This is a genomic window from Neobacillus sp. PS2-9 (assembly GCF_030915525.1).
In the GTDB taxonomy this organism is placed as follows: domain Bacteria; phylum Bacillota; class Bacilli; order Bacillales; family Cytobacillaceae; genus Neobacillus.
This window is the reverse complement of record NZ_CP133269.1, coordinates 576,084-597,254: the sequence shown is the minus strand read 5'-3', so window position 1 is coordinate 597,254 and position 21,171 is coordinate 576,084. Positions and strand designations below refer to the sequence as shown.

The window sequence follows — 21,171 nt, the reverse complement described above, 5'->3', positions numbered from 1 at the left end:
CTTGTTTTTACTCATCATTGTTAAGGTCTTAACTTGTTGAAAGAACAAGTGTCATTACCTAAATTCTCCAAGCTTCTTTTAATAACTTAATTCCTGTAATGATTTCAGTTTCCGTTAGTCCCCCAAATCCAAGTAAGATTCTAGAACCTACGCTAGTTGTTCCGTTGTAATATATTGATAATGGATATACCTTTACACCAACATTCATAGCAGTGTTAATTAACTCTTCTTCCTTCATATTGTTTTTTACTTCCAAAACAATATGAAGTCCTGATTTTTCACCGATAATGTTTACTTTTTTTCCAAGAGAATTGTTAATGGCTACCATTAAGGTACTTTGCTTTTTACGATAAAGCGTTCTCATTTTATTTAAATGACTTTGCCAAAATCCTTCCTTCATAAAACGAAATAGAGTATCCTGGTGAAGACGCGAAACGGTCTGCTTATAAATCGTGAAGTGCTCCTGATACTTTATCAGCAGCGAAGATGGTAACACCATATAGCTAATACGGATTGATGGGATCAATGACTTCGAAAATGTTCCTAAATACACGACACTTTCTTTTGTACTCAGCCCTTGTAAGGACGGAATTGGCTTACCTTTATATCGATATTCACCGTCATAGTCATCTTCAATAATATATCCGTTACTTTCTTCTGCCCATTTTAACAAATCCATTCTTCTTGAAATGGGCATGATCATCCCATAAGGAAATTGATGAGACGGTGTCACATAAACAACATCGGCATCCGAATTTTTTAACTCGTTTATAATGATCCCATCTTTGTCGAGAGGGATAGGAACCGTATTTACTCCTAGATCTTGTAAAGTAATTCTCGTTCTATGGAAGCCAGGATTCTCAAGAGCAACGATATGCTCTTTACCGATTAACATACACAATAATCCAATAAGTACCTGGGTACCCGCACCAATTATGATTTGTTCGGCAGAGCATCTAACACCTCTAGAAGCATAAACATGAGCTGCAATTTCTTCACGTAGAAGCAGTTCACCTTGAGGATCTCCATTATAAAATAATTCTCCCTGATCTTCGTACAATGATTGAATGGTTAGTTTTCTCCAAGTAGAGTATGGAAAGTGTTCTAAATCAACATTACCCGAATTGAAATCTACCTTGGCATTGACTTCTACTTGCTGGCTTTTTGAATCCATTTTTTCAAGACTTTTTTGGTTAAAGATTATGTCGTTATCAAAGGTTGCAACAAATAGACCCTTTCGAGGTTGACTTTCTACATACCCCTCCGCACATAACTGGTCGTATGCGGACTGAATAGTATTTAAGCTTAGTGCAAGGTAATTCGATAAATTTCGTTTCGAAGGCAACTTTTCTTTTGGTTTGATTCTTCCGGATAAAATTTCTTGTTTAATATAATTGGCTAGTTGTAAGTACAATGGTTCACCGTTTTTACTATCCAAAACAGGTGTTATTTCAATCATATTTCTTCTCTCCTACAACGAAACTGGAACCATTAAAATTCTTCTAACTGGTACTTTAGATTATACCAGATTTTGATTTAATAATAGGTAAGAACCTTATAAGGAGATGAACAAAAATGCTAAATCAAACAGAAATTTTAATAAAGGATTTGAAAAACGAGAAGGAATGGAAAGAAGCCTATCCAGTGATGAAACAATTGAGGACCCGCTTAGATGAAGAGCAATTCCTTCAATTGGTCCAAGAAGCTATACAAAAGAACGATTATAAAATGGCTGCTTTATATGATAATGAAAAATTGGTAGCAGTGACCGGATTTATGCCTATGATCACCTTGTACAACGGAAGGTTCATCTGGGTTTGTGATTTAGTTACAGATTCAGATTGTCGTTCAAAAGGATATGGCGAAGCCCTCCTAGACTATGTACATAAGTGGTCAAAGGAAAATGGCTATGATATTGTCTCGCTCTCATCAGGTTTGCAACGAATTGAAGCCCATCGCTTTTATGAAAATAAGATGGAATATGACAAAGTTAGCTATGTTTATTTTAAAAGACTTTAATTCATAAGAAAAGCTTAAGCACCTTGGTCGGCCCCGACAGGCAAATGTTCTTCGGAAAGCAAAGTCGCTCTTTGATTTTTTTTGCCGAAGACTATTTGACCCGAGGGGCTAGGCGCTGGAGCTGGACAATTCTCGAAGTCATTTTTATACTTTCTGATTAATTAAGGAAAAAGACCCAAAGAGGGTCCTTGCATCTTGGAGTCTTTCTTGCATTATTTCTTTTTGTTTTTGAAGTTTTAATAATTCCTTCTATAGTACTTCCTAAGTAAACCAAATAAATAGTAAATAAAATAAATTGGCACATTTACAACAAGCAAAGAGGCAATTAGAGATAACAGATTTATGGACATAGGATTTTCCCAGGGAGAAGAAATAGACATAACATAAGGGAATGGTGGGTCATAACTGGATAGGTCTTGATTAACAAAAGGGAATGGAAAACCAAATACAGCATTTTTAAGATCATCATAATTGCTTACGGAACTTTTGCTGACAAATGGTGAAAGTAAAACTAAAAGGTTTGCTATTAAAAATAAAAGGACTAAAAATTTCCTCTTAATCATCAAACTTTATCTCCTTTCCACTTCCAAATATTACTTTTTCTTTCAAATAAATTATATCATTTATACAAAGAAATTCTGGGTACTTTTTGAATTTTCTTCAACTACCCTCCATAAGTAGAACAAGAAAAGCTGCCAATATGACAGCTCCAATCTTAACCTCTTGCATCCAGTTACTTCAATTTTTAAAGCCCCCTGTTTATTGAAGCATCGATATTTCCCTTTATTGTACATTTTTTTAAAATTATATAATTTTGGTAAAATATGAAGTTTGATCAGAAAAAAAAATGTACATTTTGTTTCTTTTATGTAATAATTTGGATATTTTTATATAATCAAATAAAGGATGGTGGTGTAATTTTGAAAAAATGGTTAATATCCTTAGGCCTGTCCTCACTGGCAGTTATTTTTACCCTTGTAGGTACTTATTTTTACATTGATTATATTACCTCTAGCATTTCATTAACATGGATATCATACTTACCTTTTTTCGGTATACTTTTTTTTGTAATCCTCTACAGCTTAGTTATCCGAAGACATTTCATAAAGAGTAATAACGATACAATAAGGTTTGTTTGCTCGATAATAGTGACGTTTATTATTGGTTATGGTGCATTTTTTTTTATATTTCTATAGTAAACTAGTACGATTAAATTACTTTGGGTCTGCCCTAGCCCCAATGTTCTATACGCCGCAGGACATCCTGTTAATTTAATGGGCCAGTCACTTCAAGGCACCTTCCATTATACGCATCAATCCTAACGGTTAGTTCTTCACCATTATTAGTTTTCAGCGTTACACTCAACTCACGTTGATTCGTGATTTGATTAAAAAAACCACTCTTTTTATCAATGGAAAATTTCTCCGGTGTAATGTCATTCCAATTAATATCCACGGTTTTTATTCCTAATCTTTTTGGTGGGGACTGCAAACACAGAGCTGCATAATCAGTGGCTTTCCCAGTTGTCAATATTGGCTTTTGGTATGCATATGCAAAACAAATGATAAGTAAAACTAAAATGTAAAAAACTTCTTTTTTCAAGTTTGTGGCCTTTAGCACGTTTCAATCACCCCATCCAATATCATATAAAACGTAAATATTTTCTTTCTCCAAGCAACTTAACCCATTAGTTGAACAGGAAAAAGATCCGGCTAATTTACTTTCGGATCATAAGTTCTTTGCCCGTTATTCTATATTCATAACGATTTCAAGACCTGTTGGTTTCTCCCTAAAGGGGTCGCTATATTCCCTAAAAACTAATTCCGCCTTTGAAATATCGTCAGGTAACGGTGGAGAGACGATGAAGTTGTATGTAAAATGTCTTGATGATCCTCCTGCTCGGTCCTGTCGGCAATCATATTGTTCTCCTAAAAATAACTCAAACAAAGAACATATTTGCTCATCGATTTTGATCAATCGTTCATCAGAATAATCTGTTGGTCTTTCAAAAGGCATTCGTTTCATTTTAATTCCCTCCCTAATCACCTTTATTTTACCACATATTTACAGATAAGGAGTTGCCTTTCTTCAACTAACTCCCATTACTTGAATAAAAAAAGAACGACCCTTCTTACTGAAGAATCGCACCCTTTTCAACAAAATATGAAAAATTACAACCCGTTTATTTCTCCCAAAGCTCGACCAGTCGACCTTCAGGATCTTCAATCCAAATAAACTTTCCAAATTCACTAATCTCTTTTTTCTTTGCAAGAGGTACACCAATTTGTTCAAGATGCTTAATAGTCTCGTTTAGATCATATACTTGGAAATTTAACATCACTTGCTGTTCTGTTGGAAAATAACTGTCATCTTCAGCAAAGAAAGAAAAAATAGTTTCATTTCCTGAATGGGGTTTAATAATAGTCATATTCCAATTATTAATTTCAATTTTCAACACTTCACTGTACCATTTTTTTATTACTTCAAGATTCTTAGTTCTCCAAAATACTCCTCCGAAACCTTTTATCATCTTATCTAACTCCTGTCTGTCATCAAATTTTTAGCTATTTCCTTTTTCAACAATACTGTTTCGTTCGTTTAATAACTTCAACAAAAAGGTGCGTAATCCTCCTCGGATCAACGCACCAGATAGTTTAAGCAAGTTACTTCACAATATCATCTCTGTATATTACACTCCCGGGATTACATAAAACAACGGGAAAACCAAACTGTTCCAAATAATAATTCAATCTATCTTAAGTCCCTGTCAAACGCTATTGGCGGGGATTCCACCCAGCCTTTATCAATTAAGATATTCATGCCGTCGTCAACAAATAAGCCAATGTTCTTAAGCGTTCTTCCATACAAGAAATTTATATCTCTTCTTGCCGTTACCGCCAGAGAGTTTCCAAATGACCTTATCTTCATGGCGAACATGTCCACTTTATGGAACAACATTATTTTATCGGAAAAAGGTGAATATGTAGATGTTGTAACCAAATGGTCTAGGAAAGCAGGTGATTGAAGGTGTTCTAAATGCAGTTTTTCTTTATACTGCTTCACCGCTTTATCAGTCATGTCTAACCCTCGTTTAAATAAAGCCTTTATCTTTTGATCTTGAACTGTCTGATGAAATCCCAATAATAATGCCATACTTGTTACGTTATTCTCAATGTTATCCCAAAGATGTATGAGTTCTAATGCCTGTAATGGTCGGACATCTCCAAAAAAACCATTTAAGTAACTTTGTTTATCAACTTTTTCAATTCCATCTGGTGTTGGTATGATTGGAGGTGCAGCAATGTACTTTTTTTCCATTAAAACATCATTAATTTGTCCTAAAAAGACCATAGTACATTGATTACAATAAATAAAATACTCCCTTATGTCCTCCCGCATGACCAATGGAACGGCTACTGCGTAAAGACTCATACCTGCCTTAGCAGCATATTTTAAATAGTGAACGTAAAATTCATCCTCGTATAAGCGGGGGGCACCAAGATTGACATCCTCTTTAGTAAATCCAATGGGGATAGGAAAATTTTCATTTTTAAAAAATCCTTCTATCCTCTGCGTGAAATCCTTTGATAAAGCTAAACCATTTTCCAATAGCATCTTAATATTTTCCTCCTCGCAATGCTGAAGAAAATAACTTAAGAGTTGTATAGACATACTGTTCCCCATATAGGTAGCCCAAAGTTTACCCATTTCAAAAGCCGTTAATGGTTGGGTCTCATCTAATATTTTTGGATTTATATTTAGTGGTTTCATCACATTCATTGGATTTAAATTTTTATCGGTGGTCATACCTAATCTCCTTTTCCCGCACTTTCGCTTAGGATAACCATTGTAAAAAAATTAAATTCAAACGCCGCCATATAATGGTAGTTAATATTTATATATCAAACTGACGTTTAAATTCAAAAATCTCATCAACAGCCCGGTGATATCCACCCGCTTTTTGCATGGATTCCTTTATATTTGAAACAGCTTTATGGAAAGATGGGACGTTTAACACATAATCTGCGGCTTCACGTAGCTGATTTGCAGTCAAGCCTTGCATATTTAATTTTATACCGGCTCCGATATTGGCAACTTGTCCGGCAATAATCGGCTGATCCGCACTTTGTGGGAGAACAATGAGCGGAACCCCGTAGTAAAGACCCTCATTGGTACTATTCATTCCACCATGTGTGATAAATAATTTAGCGTATTTTAGCACTTCCGTTTGTGGAACATAATTTTTTACAATGAAGTTTAGGGGAATCTCTCCTAATTCATTTAGTGAGGATTGGTTCCCGATCGACATGACCACCGTGTGATCGCAATTTCCAAACGCTTCAAAACAAAGCTTATAAAAATCAATCGCTTGGTTAAAGACAGTACCCAATGAGATGTAAATTACGCTTTTTCTCTTGATGGGTGTAAGGTCAAAGTTTTCTTGAATCCCGCGTGAAGCTATGGATGGACCTATAAATTTGAAAGTTTGGTCGAATGCTTCACCAGTAGGTTGAAACTCCCTAGTTGTATAAACGATGGTAAGTGGCGCAGGATTACAAAAAACTTCGTAAGGTGAATGGATCTCGATATTATATTTTTCCTTCACAATTGTGGTCAATCTTTGATATTCATCGTTTATTTGTTTAGCCACTTCTGGAGGAATATTTTTAGAAAGCTGTTCCAACATGTTATCGAATGATTCCTGTGTCTGTGCAAAAGAAGTACAAGAATTGATGGCCGGCAGCTTAAGGATTTGGGCAAGTAAATGTCCACAACCAAACATGGAATCATGGATGATGTAATCAAACTTTTCTCCCTCAATCTGTTCAAGTACGCTAGGTATGACAATATCTGCCGTTAGTAATAGACCGTTAATTCTTTCAACTAAATAATTTCTTCCACCTGAGATAAAGGCTTTTATAAATTTTTGACCGTCCAAGGTTCGTACAGTAGCTCCCGTCTTCTCCAGTCGCTCTCGGAAGGCTTCAATTGTAAAGTACACCACCTCTTCGCCGCGCGAAATAAGCTCTTGCACAACTCCAATAGTTGGATTGATATGTCCTTCCGATCCGGCATTAATAAATAAAACACGTGCCATTTTTTCCACTCCTTCGGTAAATAAAAAAGAGATCCTTTGTTATTGAAGGACCGTAAAGGTTTTACCAATTTTCGAACTAGATGGCCGTTCCTTTGACGCCCAAAAAGCCAATATTCGCTACAAATCCCTATGTGCTATACTACTCAAACGTTTGATTAAAAACGCTAGGAACTGCTTAATTTCTGTATTTCCCACAGAACTATGCGCAGAAGTTTGTCGCAGGAACTAGCAGATATCCCTCGAAAATTCTCCAAAATAAGTGAGATTTCTCGGGAAATGACTTTTTTCGTTGTCATTTTCCATTATTCGATACTAATCAAACGTTTGGTTAGTATCGGGCTGAACTAGAGTAAATAAAGATTTCTTGCCGTTTACGTATTAGAAAAAATGTCGAAGATTTGTTTTTAAAAAGAGAGATTTCAATATGTTGGTATGCCTATTCGGCTCAATTCGGCCGACTGTTCAGCATTAGAATGAAGAAGTAAATCATGCGGATTAACAAAGTAGCAAATGATTTCCTTAAAGTTGTAAATGTCTTTTCAGTTTAGCTAATTCTCTTTCATTTTTAGCTGCCTTTTCCCAGATATGATCCTGGTCAGCTCGCATATCGGTAAGGATACGATTTGTTACTACCTGTTCTTTTTTCACTTCTCCTACATCTTTTTTAACGTCTTGTAGTTCTTGCTTCATCACTTGAAAATCATTGCTCAAGGTACCTACAATTTTGATGAGATTTGTAAGCATGTCCTCCATTCGATCAAGTTGCTTCTGCTCCATGATTTCACACCTCCATTTTATATAATTATACTACTCATTTTCTCCAATATCTATCAAATCTCGACTAATATCCTTATAATGGGGACAGTCCTCCGGCGCTTTAAAGCAGCGGGGGACTGTCCCCAAATAAATAACATAAGGATTTTCAAGGAGTCGTACCGCGGTCAATTCAATTTGTAACAAAATTTATCCCATATAAAAAACAAAGTCTCTGAGCCAAAAGATCAAAGACTTTGTTTTATTGATACTATATTACATCTCAAGATCAGTGAATGCATAAGGTAATAATTCCTTTAAGGTCAATTCTAATATATCTTTCTTTTCATTGGTTAAATAGACTGGCATATCAGGTAAACAGAATTCTGCTAAAACTTGTCTACAAATACTACATGGTGGGAGAAAATCTACCGTATCACCAGCAACAGCTATAGCTAGGAAATCTCCCTTTTTATAACCATTTGTTATTGCAGTGAAAATAGCTGTTCTCTCAGCACAATTAGTTGCACCTAATGAAACATTCTCTACGTTTACGCCATTAATAACTGTACCATCTTTTAGTAACAATGCTACACCCACAGGAAACTTGGAATACGGTACATAGGCAGCTGTTTTCATCTTACGTGCACTTTCCATTAATTGTTCTTTGTTCATATCATCCATCCCTCTCAAACAAGAATGAACTTTTCACAGTCCCCTTAACGCCAACATTTCGTTGGCAGGACTTTTAATATAATATTATTGCAAATTGTTTGTCAATATCAATATAAGTGGATGGTGCTCAAAAACAGTTAAAATACGAATAAATTATATACCGCCATTCAAAAAAGGAATGACAACATTTCCCGATTGGCAAAATAAAAGAACTCCCATAGAAGGATAGTTTCTAACATGTTCTCTAATTTGTGGACAATTTTTAAAATATACCCATTTCGGTACCGTTCGATACTTTTTGCTATCCGTTAAGAGATAAGAATTAATATTCCAATCATTTTTGTACATACTATGAAAAAATAAAGGAGTATTGAGTAAAAATGGAGCATAACCCGAAACTTGTTTCATCAGAGGTTGCCGCATTGTGGAGTGCTTATATGCAGAATTCAATGGTTTATTGCATAATTCAACATTTTGGAAGTGTAAATGAAGATGCAAATGCTACAGACATTATTCAGACCGCTTTAACTAATTGTTTATATGTTGTAAATGAAGTCAAACAAATCTTTGAAAAAGAACATCATGCAATACCTATTGGATTTACACAAGAAGATGTAAATATAAAGGCGGGTCGATTATATTCCGACTTGTTTGCCTTGAGATACATAAAATACATGGCAGCTGCTGGAACAGCCGCAGCTGCAGCTTTACTCGAAGTATTGGCACGTAACGATATAAGAGAACTTTTTTCAAAAATATCCGAAATGTTCATGAAACTTTACAACGATGCTTGTGATCTGCTACTCAAGAAGGGTGCTTTTGTTCGTTCGCCTACCATCGCTCCGATGGAAAAAGCGGAATACCTTCAAAGTGAATCTTTTTTATCAGGTTTAATGGGTAAGCACCGACCTTTGACTGCCATTGAACTTGCCCATATTTCGAAAAATACAGAAACAAACTCCATTGGCAGAACTTTTGTAGCTGGCTTTTCCCAAACGGCTAAATCACCTGAAGTCAGAAAATTCATGGAGAGAGGGACCGAGATAGCATCAAAGCATGAAACTGTGTTTAGACAAATTTTAGTTGAAGATGGGGTACCGATGCCAAGCACTTGGGATTCGACGATTTCACAATCCATTGATGCCCCATTTTCAGATAAGTTAATGATGTTCCAAACCAGTAGTCTCACCGCCATCAGTGTAGCTGGTTATGGGGCAGCGATTGGGGCAAGCCTTAGAAAGGATTTAGGAGGCCATTACACAAGATTAGTGACTGAAATACTCCAATATGCAAATGATGGCATTAAATTGATGATTGAAAACAGATGGATGGAACAACCACCACAAAATGTTGACAGGGAAGCATTAAGAAATAGAAAGGTGTAATATTCAGTGATAAGGACGAAAACAGCGATTTGCATTGGCAGGTCGCTCTTAATTTTGTTTTACACCAAAATTGCAGATTGTGACTACCTTTTACTTAAACGAACGTGTGCTTAATTAAGCAAGAAATTGCGGCGGTTGGTCCCAACGATTAATGTCCCATTTTCACAAGAATTCGAAGTACCTCCGAGGTTAGAATAATGATGATGGGATATTTAAGAATTAACTCTAAATGGAGGCATATGTATGAATGACAAATTAACAGAAAGTGAGTTTCAAGAGATAATCCGTAGAAGAAGTACCGGCGAGATAAGCTTCCCTCAATTCTTAGATGAATTGTCCCAAAGCGGCATAAATGAATACGAAATAGATGTTGCTACGGGTCGTGCTACATATAAAGGAGTCCATTCGGAGTTTAAAACTGATCCCCAAGTAAGCTTGGTTATCTCAGATAAATTTAATAGAAGTAAGGTGCTTGAGGCAATTGCTGACATCTCTCTCCCATTTTTAGACTTTTTAAAAGAGATTGCTAAGGCTGGAATAGTAACCTATCGTGTGTACATAACTGAGAAAAAGGTTACTTATATTGGTATCGGAGAAGAAGAAATTGAAGAACTGCTTAAAGTCAAAGGATAATACATGTCATAACCATTATAAATGGAAAAAAGATCATACCTGTACAAAAGTAGATATTTCAAAAAAAATGACCTATTCACTTATGCGAATAGGTCTTCGTTTTCATATGCATTTTAACTTTTGTCCATCTAAAGAGAACTTTCTCCCCCGTTATTTAGTAAATAAAATCCCCATTAAAACAGGACTGACTATTACTCAGCCCTGTTATTCCTATTTCCCCCATCATAGCAAGAGCAATGGAACTAAAAAAGTTTCCTAAAGCCGCTAATACTTCCACCATTCTTGCCACATCTCCTTTTTTATTAATTCTCTTAAGCATCTTCTATTTAAAATTCTACGAATTTATTAGAAATACCTTTTCAATTTTTCCCCATTAATATAGAGGGTGATTTATTTTGTGACAGGCAAACTTGGACTTTCGTATAATGAACATGGATGGAATACGATCATAAATAAGAGGGTGAATTTGATATGAGAATAGATTTATCAGAGAGACAAATCATGGAAATAAAGCGAATAGTTCAAAAAGAATTTTTGATAAAAGGAATAGAACCAACAGATGAATATCTATTTATCCACTGTTTTTCGAAAGTAGAGAAAGAAACCGTCTATTATCATCTGCTAAGAGAAAATAATACGTTGGTAATCCGCTGCTATGCACGAGTGTTTGACAACATAAGTCTGAGCGTGAGTATTAGACGCTTAGCAAAAAATGTATTTAAATACCTTCAAAACCAAACCGGATTACAAAACACCATCTATATAGAAAACGGTAAAGAGGGTTAAGTTTCATATTACTGTCTGATAGGCTACTATTACTGTCACTTGGCTATCCATTATTTTCGGATGAACGCTTTAATCCAAAACTCGCCACCATTCCCTATGTGCTATATTATTCAAACGTTTGATTAAAATTGCTGGAGGTTGCCATATCACTGTATTCATAAAAAATAGAAATATATCATCCTGAAGAAGATTTATCTTTAAGAGAAAAATACCTTGAGAGTATATTGGAATGCCATTTCAGTATAATACAGATGTCTGTACAGCATTATGATGAAGGATAACACGTGGATTAACAAAGTAGTTTGTTATTTCATTAAAGATGTAAATGTCTTTTAAGTTTAGCTAATTCTCTTTCATTTTTAGCTGCCTTTTCCCAAATATGATCTTAGTCAGCTCGCATATCGGTAAGAATACTGTTAGTTACCGCCTGTTCATTTTTCACTTTTTCTATATCTTTTTTTACGTCTTGCAACTCTTCCTTTACATCTTGTATTTCTTCTTTCATACCTTGCATTTCTACCTTCATGCCTTGCATTTCTACCTTCATATCTTGCATTTCTACCTTCATCCCTTGAAAGTCACTGTTCAAGGTACCTACAATTTTAATGAGATTTGAAAGCATGTTTTCCATCCGATCAAGTTGCTTCTGCTCCATTCGTTCTCACCTCCCTTTTATATGATTATACTACTCATTTCCTCCAATATCTATCAAATATCGACTAATGTCCTTATATTCCCATTCTAAGAGGGGACAGTCCCCTCTAGTTCATCTCACTAACAGGTTTTCAAGGATTCTTTGTACCTCCGCCCCTTCACGAAAGGAGACAATAGAGGCGTCTTCATTATTTAGCTTTTTAACTATCTCATCAATAAAGATTTTTAGATGATTACCTTCCGATAATTGAATGGTTTCAGGTGATGATGTACTAGTTTTTATAGATAATGAACGCCAGTTTTCAAGAGCCATCACACCCTTATCCCCCATTATGGTAAAGGCGATCTCTTCCTTTTGACCGATTCCAGCTATTCCATTAAATAAGACAGGTATTTGACCATTAATCTGTCCATGAGCTATGAAACTCGTCTCGCATTTTTCCGTATCCTCCGGGAATGTTACCGATGAGTATTGAATGTCCATCTCACCAAACAACATTTGAACCATTTGGATATAGTGAGGGAACACTTCCCGTATAAATCCACCTTGCTCCCTTGAACTGATCCAGTTATTCTGTTGCCACGGTCTTGGCCATTCTGGAAAATAACATTGAATTTCGACCCTTTGCACATCCCCAATATACCCATTGGATAGATATTCTCTTAATGTGGAGAAGCATTGTCTGTAGATGGTTGGAAAATTCATCACATGAATAATATTTCTCTCTTTCGCTAATGAAAAAAGCTCCTCAGCTTCATCCAAGGAATTGGCCAATGGTTTCTCACAAATAACATGTTTATTTCTTTTGATTACCTCCATGGCTATGGAGTGGTGATACTTAGGCGGAACGGCGATATAGACAAAATTGATTCTTTCATCTTCAATAAGATCAATATAATGCTCAAACATAGGAACATTATATTTCTCACTTATTTCATTCAATCTGGATGGGGTTGTATCATAAATACCGATCACATCAGTTCTCGGATGATGTAAAAACTCCCTTAAAAGAATTTCCCCTACTCCGCCTACACCTATGACTCCTACTCGAATATCTTTTTGCATTTCTACTTCCCCTCACATTCTTCGGAACTTTGTTTAATCACATTCTCACATATCAATGGACTGATAAAAATCGAAAAGTCCGTTAATTATTTTCGAGTTTTTTTTAAAAGGCTTTGTTAAAGAACAGTGTTGATTTTTACACCCTGTTGATTGGAGCGAAAGGCACGAAGACTCCTGTGGGAATATGGTTCAGGGGAGACCCCGCAGGCGTAAGCGCCGAGGAGGCTCGCCGAAACACCCACGAACCGCTCGTGCCTGGAGCGGAAATCAACAGGCAAGTTTAACAGTGCCTTTTAAAAAGGATGGGTGTCTACGACGATACTCAGAATATCTTATTGTTTTTTACATAACATATGGACATTTAGGAGGTGAACAAATTGTCTAAACAAGAAAAAAATAACAAAAATGTTTCAGAAAACATTAAAAGTGGAGCAGGAGCCGTGTTTCATTCGATCCATAAAGGACTAGAAGCCACGGAAAATGCTGCAATGAATGCTGTTGACGCAACTGCAAACGCAGTTGACAACTTAACAGACAACGATAATCGATAGGACCGCAAAACATAAGACGCCAGTATTTGGCGTTTTTATTTTTCTACAAGCTTACCGGAGAAAAAGAGCAGGACGGTAACTTCGGAAGCTCTTCTAAAAGCAACATATTTTCCAACCACTCCTAAATAAAAAAAGCGTCCCTTTATAATAGAAACGCCTAAACTACACAGAAATTATTTTTATTGAAGAGCAATATCGTGAAATTCTTTAAAAGTAGCCAATTCTTTTGTTAAGGTTTCCTTCATTTTCATTCCGCATTTTTCACTACATATTGAAAATATACCATCAGTTCCTTGTAATTTGGCTTCTGATCCTTTCGCTGTGACAATCATAGGAACAGTAGTGTTTCGAATGCTTAGACCTATTTGAATGATTTTCCCTTCACTTTCAGTATAATCGATTCCCTCTGCGAACTTAACACTTAAACCAAATACTGGCCGGTTATTCTTTATGATTTTCATACACCAAGCACATCTCAGCATATAGACCCCTCCCATTACCTTAATAAATATATTTATAAATTGAAGAGGTCCAACTAGTAATGGTAATTGATTCTCTCTATATTATATCCATATCTTTAACAAAAAATAGGCCCAACATATATGGAGTGGTTTTTTGTAAAAAATAATATTGTTTAAGAATAACTGGAGGAGTACTTCTATGTAACAGGATCAACAACTTAATAGAATAGCCCCAATAAAATCTTAGAAAAAAATCTTATACAATAAAAATATCCCTCCAATAATTAAGGCTAAAAAGAGAAATAGAAGGATTAAGCCAGGTACACCAATATTTGAAAACATATTTATCCCCCTCAATTATCATGAATGATTCTTTTACTCAATAAGAAACGTTCATTCCAAATCCTATTTTACCTCTAAAGCGAATGCATAAGAGGCACTTCCATTTGAAAGATGTTCATCCTTTTCATCCATCCACCATACTCCGTAAGAATAATAATATATCCCTTTTTCAACAGGTGCGGTAAACCGATTCTTCTCTACATTGAAATCAATTTCGTGATTATTATTCATCTGAGTTAAATGGAATTCGTTTGGTTTTGGATGATAGTTCATCACAAAAGTTAACACTTCGCCAGGTCTTACTTCTATAGGCTTTTTCCCTTTTAATTGCTCAACTGGTCCAAGTGTATCCACGCATGTTCCTTGACCATTTGCATTCCAGCAATAAGACCCTAGCTTCATCTCATATGTTTGCTTCCCAATTTGAATCATAGATTTTGGAGGCTGATCTCCTTCCATTCCATTACTTGAACAACCCATGAGAGTAAATAGGATAAAAAGTACAGGTGCAGCTAACCATTTAGACAATAATTAATCCCTCCTATATTAATATAATAGACGTTGAGACCCAAATAATGTCACAAGGGATGTTCTTTACTCATTTTGATTCTTTCTATTTATCCTTAACTATCAACTTAGCAATTACTATACCAACAATAAACAGTCCACCTGCATACATACCGTGATATATTGGTTTATCCCATACTATGAATGCATACGAAATAGTAATTAACGTAATTACCCAAAACACCGTAATTAATAATTGTGGGATGCTCAGTTTCTTACTTAACACAACTCCCTCCCCCATTTTCAAATGACTTTTTATAATCAACCGGCCTCATAAATTCACCTAATTAAATCATATCATTTTTGTCATTTAATTCCATATAAAAAATAGGATAGCCGCAGCCATCCCATCTTTAACATAATGAATCCTTTCAGTTCCATTATAGGAGTGTTTTAGTCATGATAAAGTCCGTTTGTTCTTCATCACCCATATAAAAAGAATGGGCTCCAGTTTGAACGAACCCCATTTTCTTATAAAAAGCAATCGCATTTTCATTCTTTTCCCATACGCCCAACCAAAGTTTCTTTTTATTACGTTCCATCGCAAGTTCCATAGCTTGATTCAGCAGATATTTACCAAGCCCATGTTTTTGAAATTTACTCTTTATATAAATTCTCTCGATTTCGAGCGAATCGTCACCCATTTCTTCAGACTGAGCATCATTGGTATTGACCTTTAAATATCCAGAAACTTCATTATTAAAATAAACAAAAAAGAAGTGTGAAGAATGATTGGATAATTCTTTTTCTACTTGTTTTAAGTTAAATGCCCTTTCTAAGTAGGCATTCATATTCTCGGGTGTATTCTGGTGCTTAAATGTATCATTAAATGTTTCATAACTAATTTCTTGAAGTGTGTGTAAATCTTCAAAAGTGCACTTTTTTATATTGATAGTCATTTTTATATGCCGCTCCTTCAATAATTTCTCTTGTTTCCTTTTTTGACAAATTCCCAGTCTATTTCTACATTTTTTCTTACTCTTTGAAGAAGAGTAAAAATAGTTTCTACTTCTGTTTCAGAAAGTCCCTCTAATGCAACAATATTGGAATAATCATTTTCTCTTTTTATAAAAGGATAAACATTTTTTCCTTTTTCTGTAGGAAAAAGCTTTTTAATTTTTTTGTTATGTTGATCTTCTTTCTTTTCAATAAAGCCATTCATTTCAAGTTTTTGTATCGCACGAGCTGCCGTTGTTCGATCTACTTTTATCATCTCAGCTAGTTTTTCTTGAATGATGCCTGGGTTTTCACAAATTCGCACAAGGTACAAATACTGCCCTTTTGTAAGGTCATATTCTTTAAATTCTATATTACTGATAGAATCTAATGCCCTTGCAATCATTCCAATTTCACGAAGAATCTCCTTCATAATGAACTCCTTAGTGTGAATTTTTGTTGCAAATGCAATAAAAACTTCATACATTAAATTTAACCTACTTTTGTTGCATTTGCAACAAAATTAATGGATAAAAACAGGGACAGTCCCTCGCTGCTGTAAAGCAGCGGGGGACTGTCCCCAACTAACTAAAATAGTGACATAATAGATAGATAAATACATAGAACCGAACAAGCAAAAAAGAGGCTAGCTGTTTTAAAATTCCTTCTAAATTTAATACCGTACGCACAAAAGAAGATAGCGGCTGCTAATTTGGAGACACTTTGATAAAAAGCCGTATCTGCAAAAAATGAACTGCTTAAAATGATTGCGATAAGTAATGTTGTAGGAATAAGTATTTTAAACCACAAAGGCTCATATAGAAATTGTTTAAAAAAGAATTTCATCCGCTGCACGACTATATAACTCCCTTCATGAAACAAGTATTCCTTCTAAACATATGGTGTAAGCCTCAAACTATTAACTTATTTTACCATAAATAATAAACGATTTAAGAAAATAATAGCTGAGCAGCAAAAATAACGGTTATTCGTTCATTCTAATGCAGTCAGTTGGATTGGAAGTTAGTTTTCAGTTTTTGTAGAATCCCCTCTCTAATTTGTAGAATAAATTGAAACTTTGTAGAATTAGTCCTTAACTTTGTAGAATAACTCTGGCACTCTATCTTTTTGAGGTGAAGTTGGAAGTTTATTTCCTAACTTTGTAGAATCCTTCCACGATTTTGTAGAATTAATTAAAATTTTGTAGAATTCCTCTTCATTTTTGTAGAATTCCTCTTTCCATATATAGAATTCCTACAAAACCTTACTCAAACATATAAAATTCCACGAATCCGGCTACTTTCAATTTAAAAAAACCGACCTTTCTTATATAAAAGGCCGATTTCAAGCTTTAAAAATGAATATTAGCCACTTTGCTTTTCAACTGTCTGAAGGATGTGTTTAAAAGTAACTTCTGTAATGATAAATCGTCGCCGCCAATGTAATCACGGTATCATTTTGCCTTTTCTTTTCCACCTATACGTTCAGGAATGGGTGAACCCATCCATCACTTTTTAACTTTTACTTTCTTAGGTATAGTCGTCCAGTACTTGGGGTCTTCTAAGCCGAGCCGCCAAATCCCAATTCCTTGTAAGTTATATTTTTCTACAAGGTCAAGCTTAAACCGCAAACTATAGCTATTCTCAAACCATGCCTGGTGGCTATGATTTTTTTCATCAACATAACTGAAATGAGGTGTTTGCGAATGGGAGTCCCATATAACCTCCGCTTTATATTTTGTTTTCTGATCCATTAACTGTGAATAGGAGCTATACGTGGCTTTGTTTGTTGTTGTATCCCAGTCCCATCCATAACCAGCGATACCGAGTAACATTTTCGAGGATGGCACTCCCTGTTTCAACGCATAACGAATCGTTGCTTCTGTCCAATCGACTGATGCCGATGCCCCTGGTTTTGTTCTTGGGTTGTGCTCATCATATGTCATGATCATTAACCCATCAGAATATTGACCAAGCTTTTTATAATCAAACCACGGTGACCAGGGATTAGCCCGGGAATCACCTGTGTTTGCCGGGACTGAAACCGTCACTACTTTTCCATCACGATGAAGTGCATCAGACAAGTTTTTTATCATCAGACTAAAGGAATCTCGGTCAGTCAAATGCAAATTTTCCATATCAATATTAATACCGTCATATTTAAACTGATTCATTTCATTTCGTAGGTTCTGAATGAACACATTGCGGTTTGTACCATTATCGAGAACAGTACTCGCTACCTGCTTGCCCTTCTCCACGGTTTCATAAAAGAGATTATGTACAACCATATATACCTTCAGGTGGTTTTTATGGGCACTCTCAATAACCTGTCTCTTATGATCAGCTGTAACGGAAGCTATCAGGCTGCCCGGACGTTTATCGTCAAGCTTATACCAAAAGGGGGCAATAATGCTCAAATTGGCGAATTGCGAGTTCACTGTAGGTTGCGACCCTGGATACGTTCCTTCCTGCTCTGTGTAAAAACCTAAAACTTCACGGGGCGTTTTATTCTTATGATGTTCCTCTTTTCTTTGCACCTGATTACAGGATGACAGTAAAAATAATGCCATGCTCAAAGAAAGGATGGTCAATGACCAATAACCATTTTTCGCCATAATACACCTTCTTCTAATATGTATAGTTCTTAAGTTGGTATGAAAAGGGGTAACTTATTCACGAAATGAAAGGGTTCAAAAAACGGGGACAGTCCCCCGCTACTGTAAAGCGACAGGGGATTGTCCCCAAACCCGCAAAGTTGCGAGGTTATATGCAAATATTGTTAAATAGAAATAGTTACTTTTAATAGAATGTGAATTTAGAAATATTGGAGTGAAGAGTATGCACAGAAGTGAGAAGCTACACTCATTTTTATTAAGCAAAGCCCGACAATTAACAGAGGATTGGTATAACTCTTTAGATAAAAGTGATCCAAAGGGTGTATATGCCTCAAATGACCCAAAGGTGATTGAGAACTTAAAAAAAAAAAACTATGAGTTCCATTTACATGCATGTGAAATCTTTATCCTTAAGGAATGTGAGTTTTTTACCAATTTCCAAACGTGGATAGAGGAAGTGGCACGTGATACCGAACATCAAAGAACACCAATTCATTTTATTATTAGAGAATTTATGAGGACACGTGAACAGTATCTGGATTTTATAGATGAATATGTTTCACTATACAAAGAAGAAGTAACACCACAAGACGTGAAAACGTGGAATAGATTGATTACCAAGACGTTTGATACAGTGATTCTGCGTTTTGCAGAAGAAACACACAATGCTTCCACTTCCCAGCTTTTCGCACAACAAGAGCTGATCAATGAATTAAGCTCACCGGTGATTACCTTATCAAAGGACTCTGCCTTACTTCCATTAGTTGGGGACATCGATACGGCTAGAGCGAAACTAATACTAGAGAATACACTTGAACAATGCGCAAGTAAAAATGTGAACCAACTATTTATCGATTTATCTGGAGTCATCATGATTGATACCATGGTCGCTCATCAAATCTTTTTATTAATTGATGCCTTGAACCTAATAGGCGTGGAAACAACACTCTCAGGATTGCGCCCTGAAATCGCACAAACAGCCGTACAACTTGGACTCAACTTTAACAAAGTCACCATCAAATCAAATCTCTCAAAAGCACTTTCGCTTGATTAATGTAAAAAATGGGGACAGTCCCCCACTGCTGTAAAGCGGTGGGGGACTGTCCCCAAAATTTAAAGATTCCTATCTAATAATATCCCTACTTGTTCTGCCACGACTTGGGTCCGTTCAGATAATCCATTGGTGATCCATGCTTCTACTATCTCTACGATGGCTGCTCCAAAAAATTTAAGAACTAACTCCTTATTTAAACCTTGATTTATGCCTTCGGTTATATTTACATCACCCTCTAACTCCTCGATGACAAATTCAAGGAAATGACTTCGAAAAGCAGGGGCTCCTTTACTCGCTAACATAGTTGAAAAGAAGGAAGAATTACGTTCAAAGTATTCAAACCAAATCAGATTTCCCTCAACAAAACTCAAATCAGCTGCCGATTCGCACAATTTCCTTAGTTCGTTAATATGTTTTTCGATAAGCTTATCCAGTAGGTCATATTTATCCAAGTAATGAAGATAAATCGTTCTTCGGCCAACATTCGCCCTGTCGGCAATATCCTGTATCGTTATTTCATCCAAATTTTTTTCAGACATCAGTGCAATAAAAGCTTTTTTTATTGCTTCTTGAGACTTGATTATTCTTCTATCAACCCTAGACATGGTCAGCGTCACCAAACTTTCTTAAAAATAATACACAATTTTAATCGATTTGTGCGCTAATACACGAATCGTGGTCAATTGGTCATTGAAGACATCCTCATTGCGATTATAATTATACACAATTGTGCAGTAATGCAACAATATGCAAATTGATTCAAACATTAGATTTACTATATGTGGAAGATATTAAGAAAGGGTGTCATTGATTATGTCTACTATTCAAAATCAAGCGGTCATTATAACGGGGGCTTCTAGTGGGATTGGTGAAGCTACCGCAAAAGAACTAGCATCTAAAGGAGCAAAGTTGGTGCTAGCGGCTCGTCGGGAGGACCGATTAAAGAAATTGCAAGATGAGATACAAACGAGTGGTGGGCAAGCTATCTATAAAGTGACAGATGTAACTTCTCATGAACAATTGGAAGAACTCGCTGCCTATGCACTTAAAGAGTTTGGAAAAATCGACGTATTAGTTAATAATGCTGGAGTGATGCCCCAAGCTTTTCTTTTTAAGAAAAAAATTGAGGAATGGGATCAGATGATTGATGTCAATATTAAAGGTGTTTTGTATGCCATCGCCGCCGTTCTTCCATCAATGCGTGAACGTAAATCAGGTCATATCATTAACCTATCCTCTGTTGCTGGCCATAACATCTATCCAGGTGGAACAGTTTACTGCGGTACCAAACATGCAGTACGAGCGATTTCAGAAGGTTTACGTCAAGAAGAGGCAATGAGTGGCACCAATATCCGTGTAACGAATGTTTCTCCAGGGGCTGTTAACAGCGAATTATTAGAAACTACTACAGATCCAGAATTAAAAGCAGGCTTAGATGAATTTTACAAAGTGGCAATTGATGCGGACAGCATCGCTCGTGCGATTTCCTTTGCCATTGAGCAACCATCCGATGTAGCCATTAATGAATTGATTATTCGTCCAACTGTTCAAGTGGGTTAATAATTAAGAATTTTAGA

The 21,171-nt window shown here is 35.8% G+C and carries 26 protein-coding genes; 7 read left to right on the top strand and 19 right to left on the bottom strand.

What is annotated here, in order from left to right:
• Positions 1-58: 58 nt before the first annotated feature.
• A complete protein-coding gene (locus RCG25_RS03075) occupies positions 59-1,459 on the bottom strand; it encodes a MocR-like pyridoxine biosynthesis transcription factor PdxR (protein WP_308082216.1) in 1,401 nt (466 codons plus the stop codon).
• A gap of 116 nt (positions 1,460-1,575) precedes the next feature.
• On the opposite strand from RCG25_RS03075, the gene RCG25_RS03070 reads away from it, so the two are divergent.
• Entirely contained in the window at positions 1,576-2,019 is a 444-nt protein-coding gene (locus tag RCG25_RS03070; protein WP_308082215.1) for a GNAT family N-acetyltransferase, read from the top strand.
• Between the two features lie 236 nt (positions 2,020-2,255).
• On the opposite strand, the gene RCG25_RS03065 is transcribed toward RCG25_RS03070, so the two are convergent.
• From RCG25_RS03065 to RCG25_RS03025, 9 genes are all read right to left on the bottom strand, one after another.
• Positions 2,256-2,582, bottom strand: coding sequence for a hypothetical protein (locus RCG25_RS03065; RefSeq protein WP_308082214.1), 327 nt, complete (start codon positions 2,580-2,582; stop codon positions 2,256-2,258).
• Between the two features lie 703 nt (positions 2,583-3,285).
• Complete coding sequence (locus RCG25_RS03060; protein ID WP_308082213.1) at positions 3,286-3,639, bottom strand: hypothetical protein; 354 nt, start codon at positions 3,637-3,639, stop codon at positions 3,286-3,288.
• A gap of 126 nt (positions 3,640-3,765) precedes the next feature.
• A complete protein-coding gene (locus RCG25_RS03055) occupies positions 3,766-4,044 on the bottom strand; it encodes a hypothetical protein (RefSeq protein WP_308082212.1) in 279 nt (92 codons plus the stop codon).
• Between the two features lie 157 nt (positions 4,045-4,201).
• Positions 4,202-4,549 carry a VOC family protein gene (locus RCG25_RS03050; protein WP_308082211.1) on the bottom strand — a complete coding sequence of 116 codons (348 nt, stop codon included), beginning with the start codon at positions 4,547-4,549 and terminating at the stop codon, positions 4,202-4,204.
• Positions 4,550-4,770: 221 nt separating this feature from the next.
• Positions 4,771-5,826: a DUF3231 family protein gene (locus tag RCG25_RS03045; RefSeq protein WP_308082210.1), complete on the bottom strand. Its 1,056-nt coding sequence runs from the start codon at positions 5,824-5,826 to the stop codon at positions 4,771-4,773.
• Between the two features lie 88 nt (positions 5,827-5,914).
• Entirely contained in the window at positions 5,915-7,117 is a 1,203-nt protein-coding gene (locus RCG25_RS03040; RefSeq protein ID WP_308082209.1) for a macrolide family glycosyltransferase, read from the bottom strand.
• A gap of 519 nt (positions 7,118-7,636) precedes the next feature.
• Entirely contained in the window at positions 7,637-7,894 is a 258-nt protein-coding gene (locus RCG25_RS03035) for a hypothetical protein (RefSeq protein ID WP_308082207.1), read from the bottom strand.
• Positions 7,895-8,146: 252 nt separating this feature from the next.
• Positions 8,147-8,545 carry a cytidine deaminase gene (locus tag RCG25_RS03030; RefSeq protein WP_308082206.1) on the bottom strand — a complete coding sequence of 133 codons (399 nt, stop codon included), beginning with the start codon at positions 8,543-8,545 and terminating at the stop codon, positions 8,147-8,149.
• Between the two features lie 153 nt (positions 8,546-8,698).
• Positions 8,699-8,953: a hypothetical protein gene (locus RCG25_RS03025; RefSeq protein WP_308082205.1), complete on the bottom strand. Its 255-nt coding sequence runs from the start codon at positions 8,951-8,953 to the stop codon at positions 8,699-8,701.
• A 29-nt stretch (positions 8,954-8,982) separates the two neighbouring features.
• Here RCG25_RS03025 and RCG25_RS03020 point away from each other — a divergent pair, with 29 nt between their 5' ends.
• Positions 8,983-9,930 carry a DUF3231 family protein gene (locus tag RCG25_RS03020; protein WP_308082204.1) on the top strand — a complete coding sequence of 316 codons (948 nt, stop codon included), beginning with the start codon at positions 8,983-8,985 and terminating at the stop codon, positions 9,928-9,930.
• 243 nt (positions 9,931-10,173) lie between these two features.
• Complete coding sequence (locus RCG25_RS03015) at positions 10,174-10,563, top strand: DUF1398 family protein (RefSeq protein WP_308082203.1); 390 nt, start codon at positions 10,174-10,176, stop codon at positions 10,561-10,563.
• A 154-nt stretch (positions 10,564-10,717) separates the two neighbouring features.
• Here RCG25_RS03015 and RCG25_RS03010 read toward each other — a convergent pair whose 3' ends face one another.
• On the bottom strand, positions 10,718-10,843 hold the full coding sequence (locus RCG25_RS03010) for a hypothetical protein (protein ID WP_308082202.1): 126 nt from the start codon (positions 10,841-10,843) through the stop codon (positions 10,718-10,720).
• A 191-nt stretch (positions 10,844-11,034) separates the two neighbouring features.
• Here RCG25_RS03010 and RCG25_RS03005 point away from each other — a divergent pair, with 191 nt between their 5' ends.
• Entirely contained in the window at positions 11,035-11,349 is a 315-nt protein-coding gene (locus tag RCG25_RS03005; protein ID WP_308082201.1) for a hypothetical protein, read from the top strand.
• A 385-nt stretch (positions 11,350-11,734) separates the two neighbouring features.
• Here the strand turns inward: RCG25_RS03005 and RCG25_RS03000 are convergent, their stop codons facing one another.
• Positions 11,735-12,004: a hypothetical protein gene (locus RCG25_RS03000; RefSeq protein ID WP_308082200.1), complete on the bottom strand. Its 270-nt coding sequence runs from the start codon at positions 12,002-12,004 to the stop codon at positions 11,735-11,737.
• Positions 12,005-12,115: 111 nt separating this feature from the next.
• Complete coding sequence (locus tag RCG25_RS02995) at positions 12,116-13,069, bottom strand: Gfo/Idh/MocA family protein (protein ID WP_308082199.1); 954 nt, start codon at positions 13,067-13,069, stop codon at positions 12,116-12,118.
• A gap of 377 nt (positions 13,070-13,446) precedes the next feature.
• Here RCG25_RS02995 and RCG25_RS02990 point away from each other — a divergent pair, with 377 nt between their 5' ends.
• The gene (locus tag RCG25_RS02990) at positions 13,447-13,620 is read left to right on the top strand and encodes a hypothetical protein (protein WP_374121031.1); all 174 of its coding nucleotides are present in this window, start codon (positions 13,447-13,449) and stop codon (positions 13,618-13,620) included.
• A 179-nt stretch (positions 13,621-13,799) separates the two neighbouring features.
• On the opposite strand, the gene RCG25_RS02985 is transcribed toward RCG25_RS02990, so the two are convergent.
• From RCG25_RS02985 to RCG25_RS02965, 5 genes are all read right to left on the bottom strand, one after another.
• Entirely contained in the window at positions 13,800-14,102 is a 303-nt protein-coding gene (locus RCG25_RS02985; RefSeq protein ID WP_308082197.1) for a hypothetical protein, read from the bottom strand.
• 384 nt (positions 14,103-14,486) lie between these two features.
• Entirely contained in the window at positions 14,487-14,951 is a 465-nt protein-coding gene (locus RCG25_RS02980; protein ID WP_308082196.1) for a hypothetical protein, read from the bottom strand.
• A 419-nt stretch (positions 14,952-15,370) separates the two neighbouring features.
• Positions 15,371-15,889: a spermidine/spermine N(1)-acetyltransferase gene (locus RCG25_RS02975; protein WP_308082195.1), complete on the bottom strand. Its 519-nt coding sequence runs from the start codon at positions 15,887-15,889 to the stop codon at positions 15,371-15,373.
• Positions 15,890-15,906: 17 nt separating this feature from the next.
• A complete protein-coding gene (locus RCG25_RS02970; protein WP_308082194.1) occupies positions 15,907-16,359 on the bottom strand; it encodes a MarR family winged helix-turn-helix transcriptional regulator in 453 nt (150 codons plus the stop codon).
• A 1,074-nt stretch (positions 16,360-17,433) separates the two neighbouring features.
• Positions 17,434-18,540 carry a glycosyl hydrolase family 18 protein gene (locus RCG25_RS02965; protein ID WP_308082193.1) on the bottom strand — a complete coding sequence of 369 codons (1,107 nt, stop codon included), beginning with the start codon at positions 18,538-18,540 and terminating at the stop codon, positions 17,434-17,436.
• A 223-nt stretch (positions 18,541-18,763) separates the two neighbouring features.
• Here RCG25_RS02965 and RCG25_RS02960 point away from each other — a divergent pair, with 223 nt between their 5' ends.
• On the top strand, positions 18,764-19,594 hold the full coding sequence (locus RCG25_RS02960) for an STAS domain-containing protein (RefSeq protein ID WP_308082192.1): 831 nt from the start codon (positions 18,764-18,766) through the stop codon (positions 19,592-19,594).
• 59 nt (positions 19,595-19,653) lie between these two features.
• On the opposite strand, the gene RCG25_RS02955 is transcribed toward RCG25_RS02960, so the two are convergent.
• Positions 19,654-20,199 (bottom strand): TetR/AcrR family transcriptional regulator, encoded by a 546-nt coding sequence (locus RCG25_RS02955; protein ID WP_308082191.1) that lies wholly within the window; start codon positions 20,197-20,199, stop codon positions 19,654-19,656.
• A gap of 208 nt (positions 20,200-20,407) precedes the next feature.
• Here RCG25_RS02955 and RCG25_RS02950 point away from each other — a divergent pair, with 208 nt between their 5' ends.
• The gene (locus RCG25_RS02950) at positions 20,408-21,154 is read left to right on the top strand and encodes an SDR family oxidoreductase (protein WP_308082190.1); all 747 of its coding nucleotides are present in this window, start codon (positions 20,408-20,410) and stop codon (positions 21,152-21,154) included.
• The last annotated feature ends 17 nt before the right edge of the window (positions 21,155-21,171 follow it).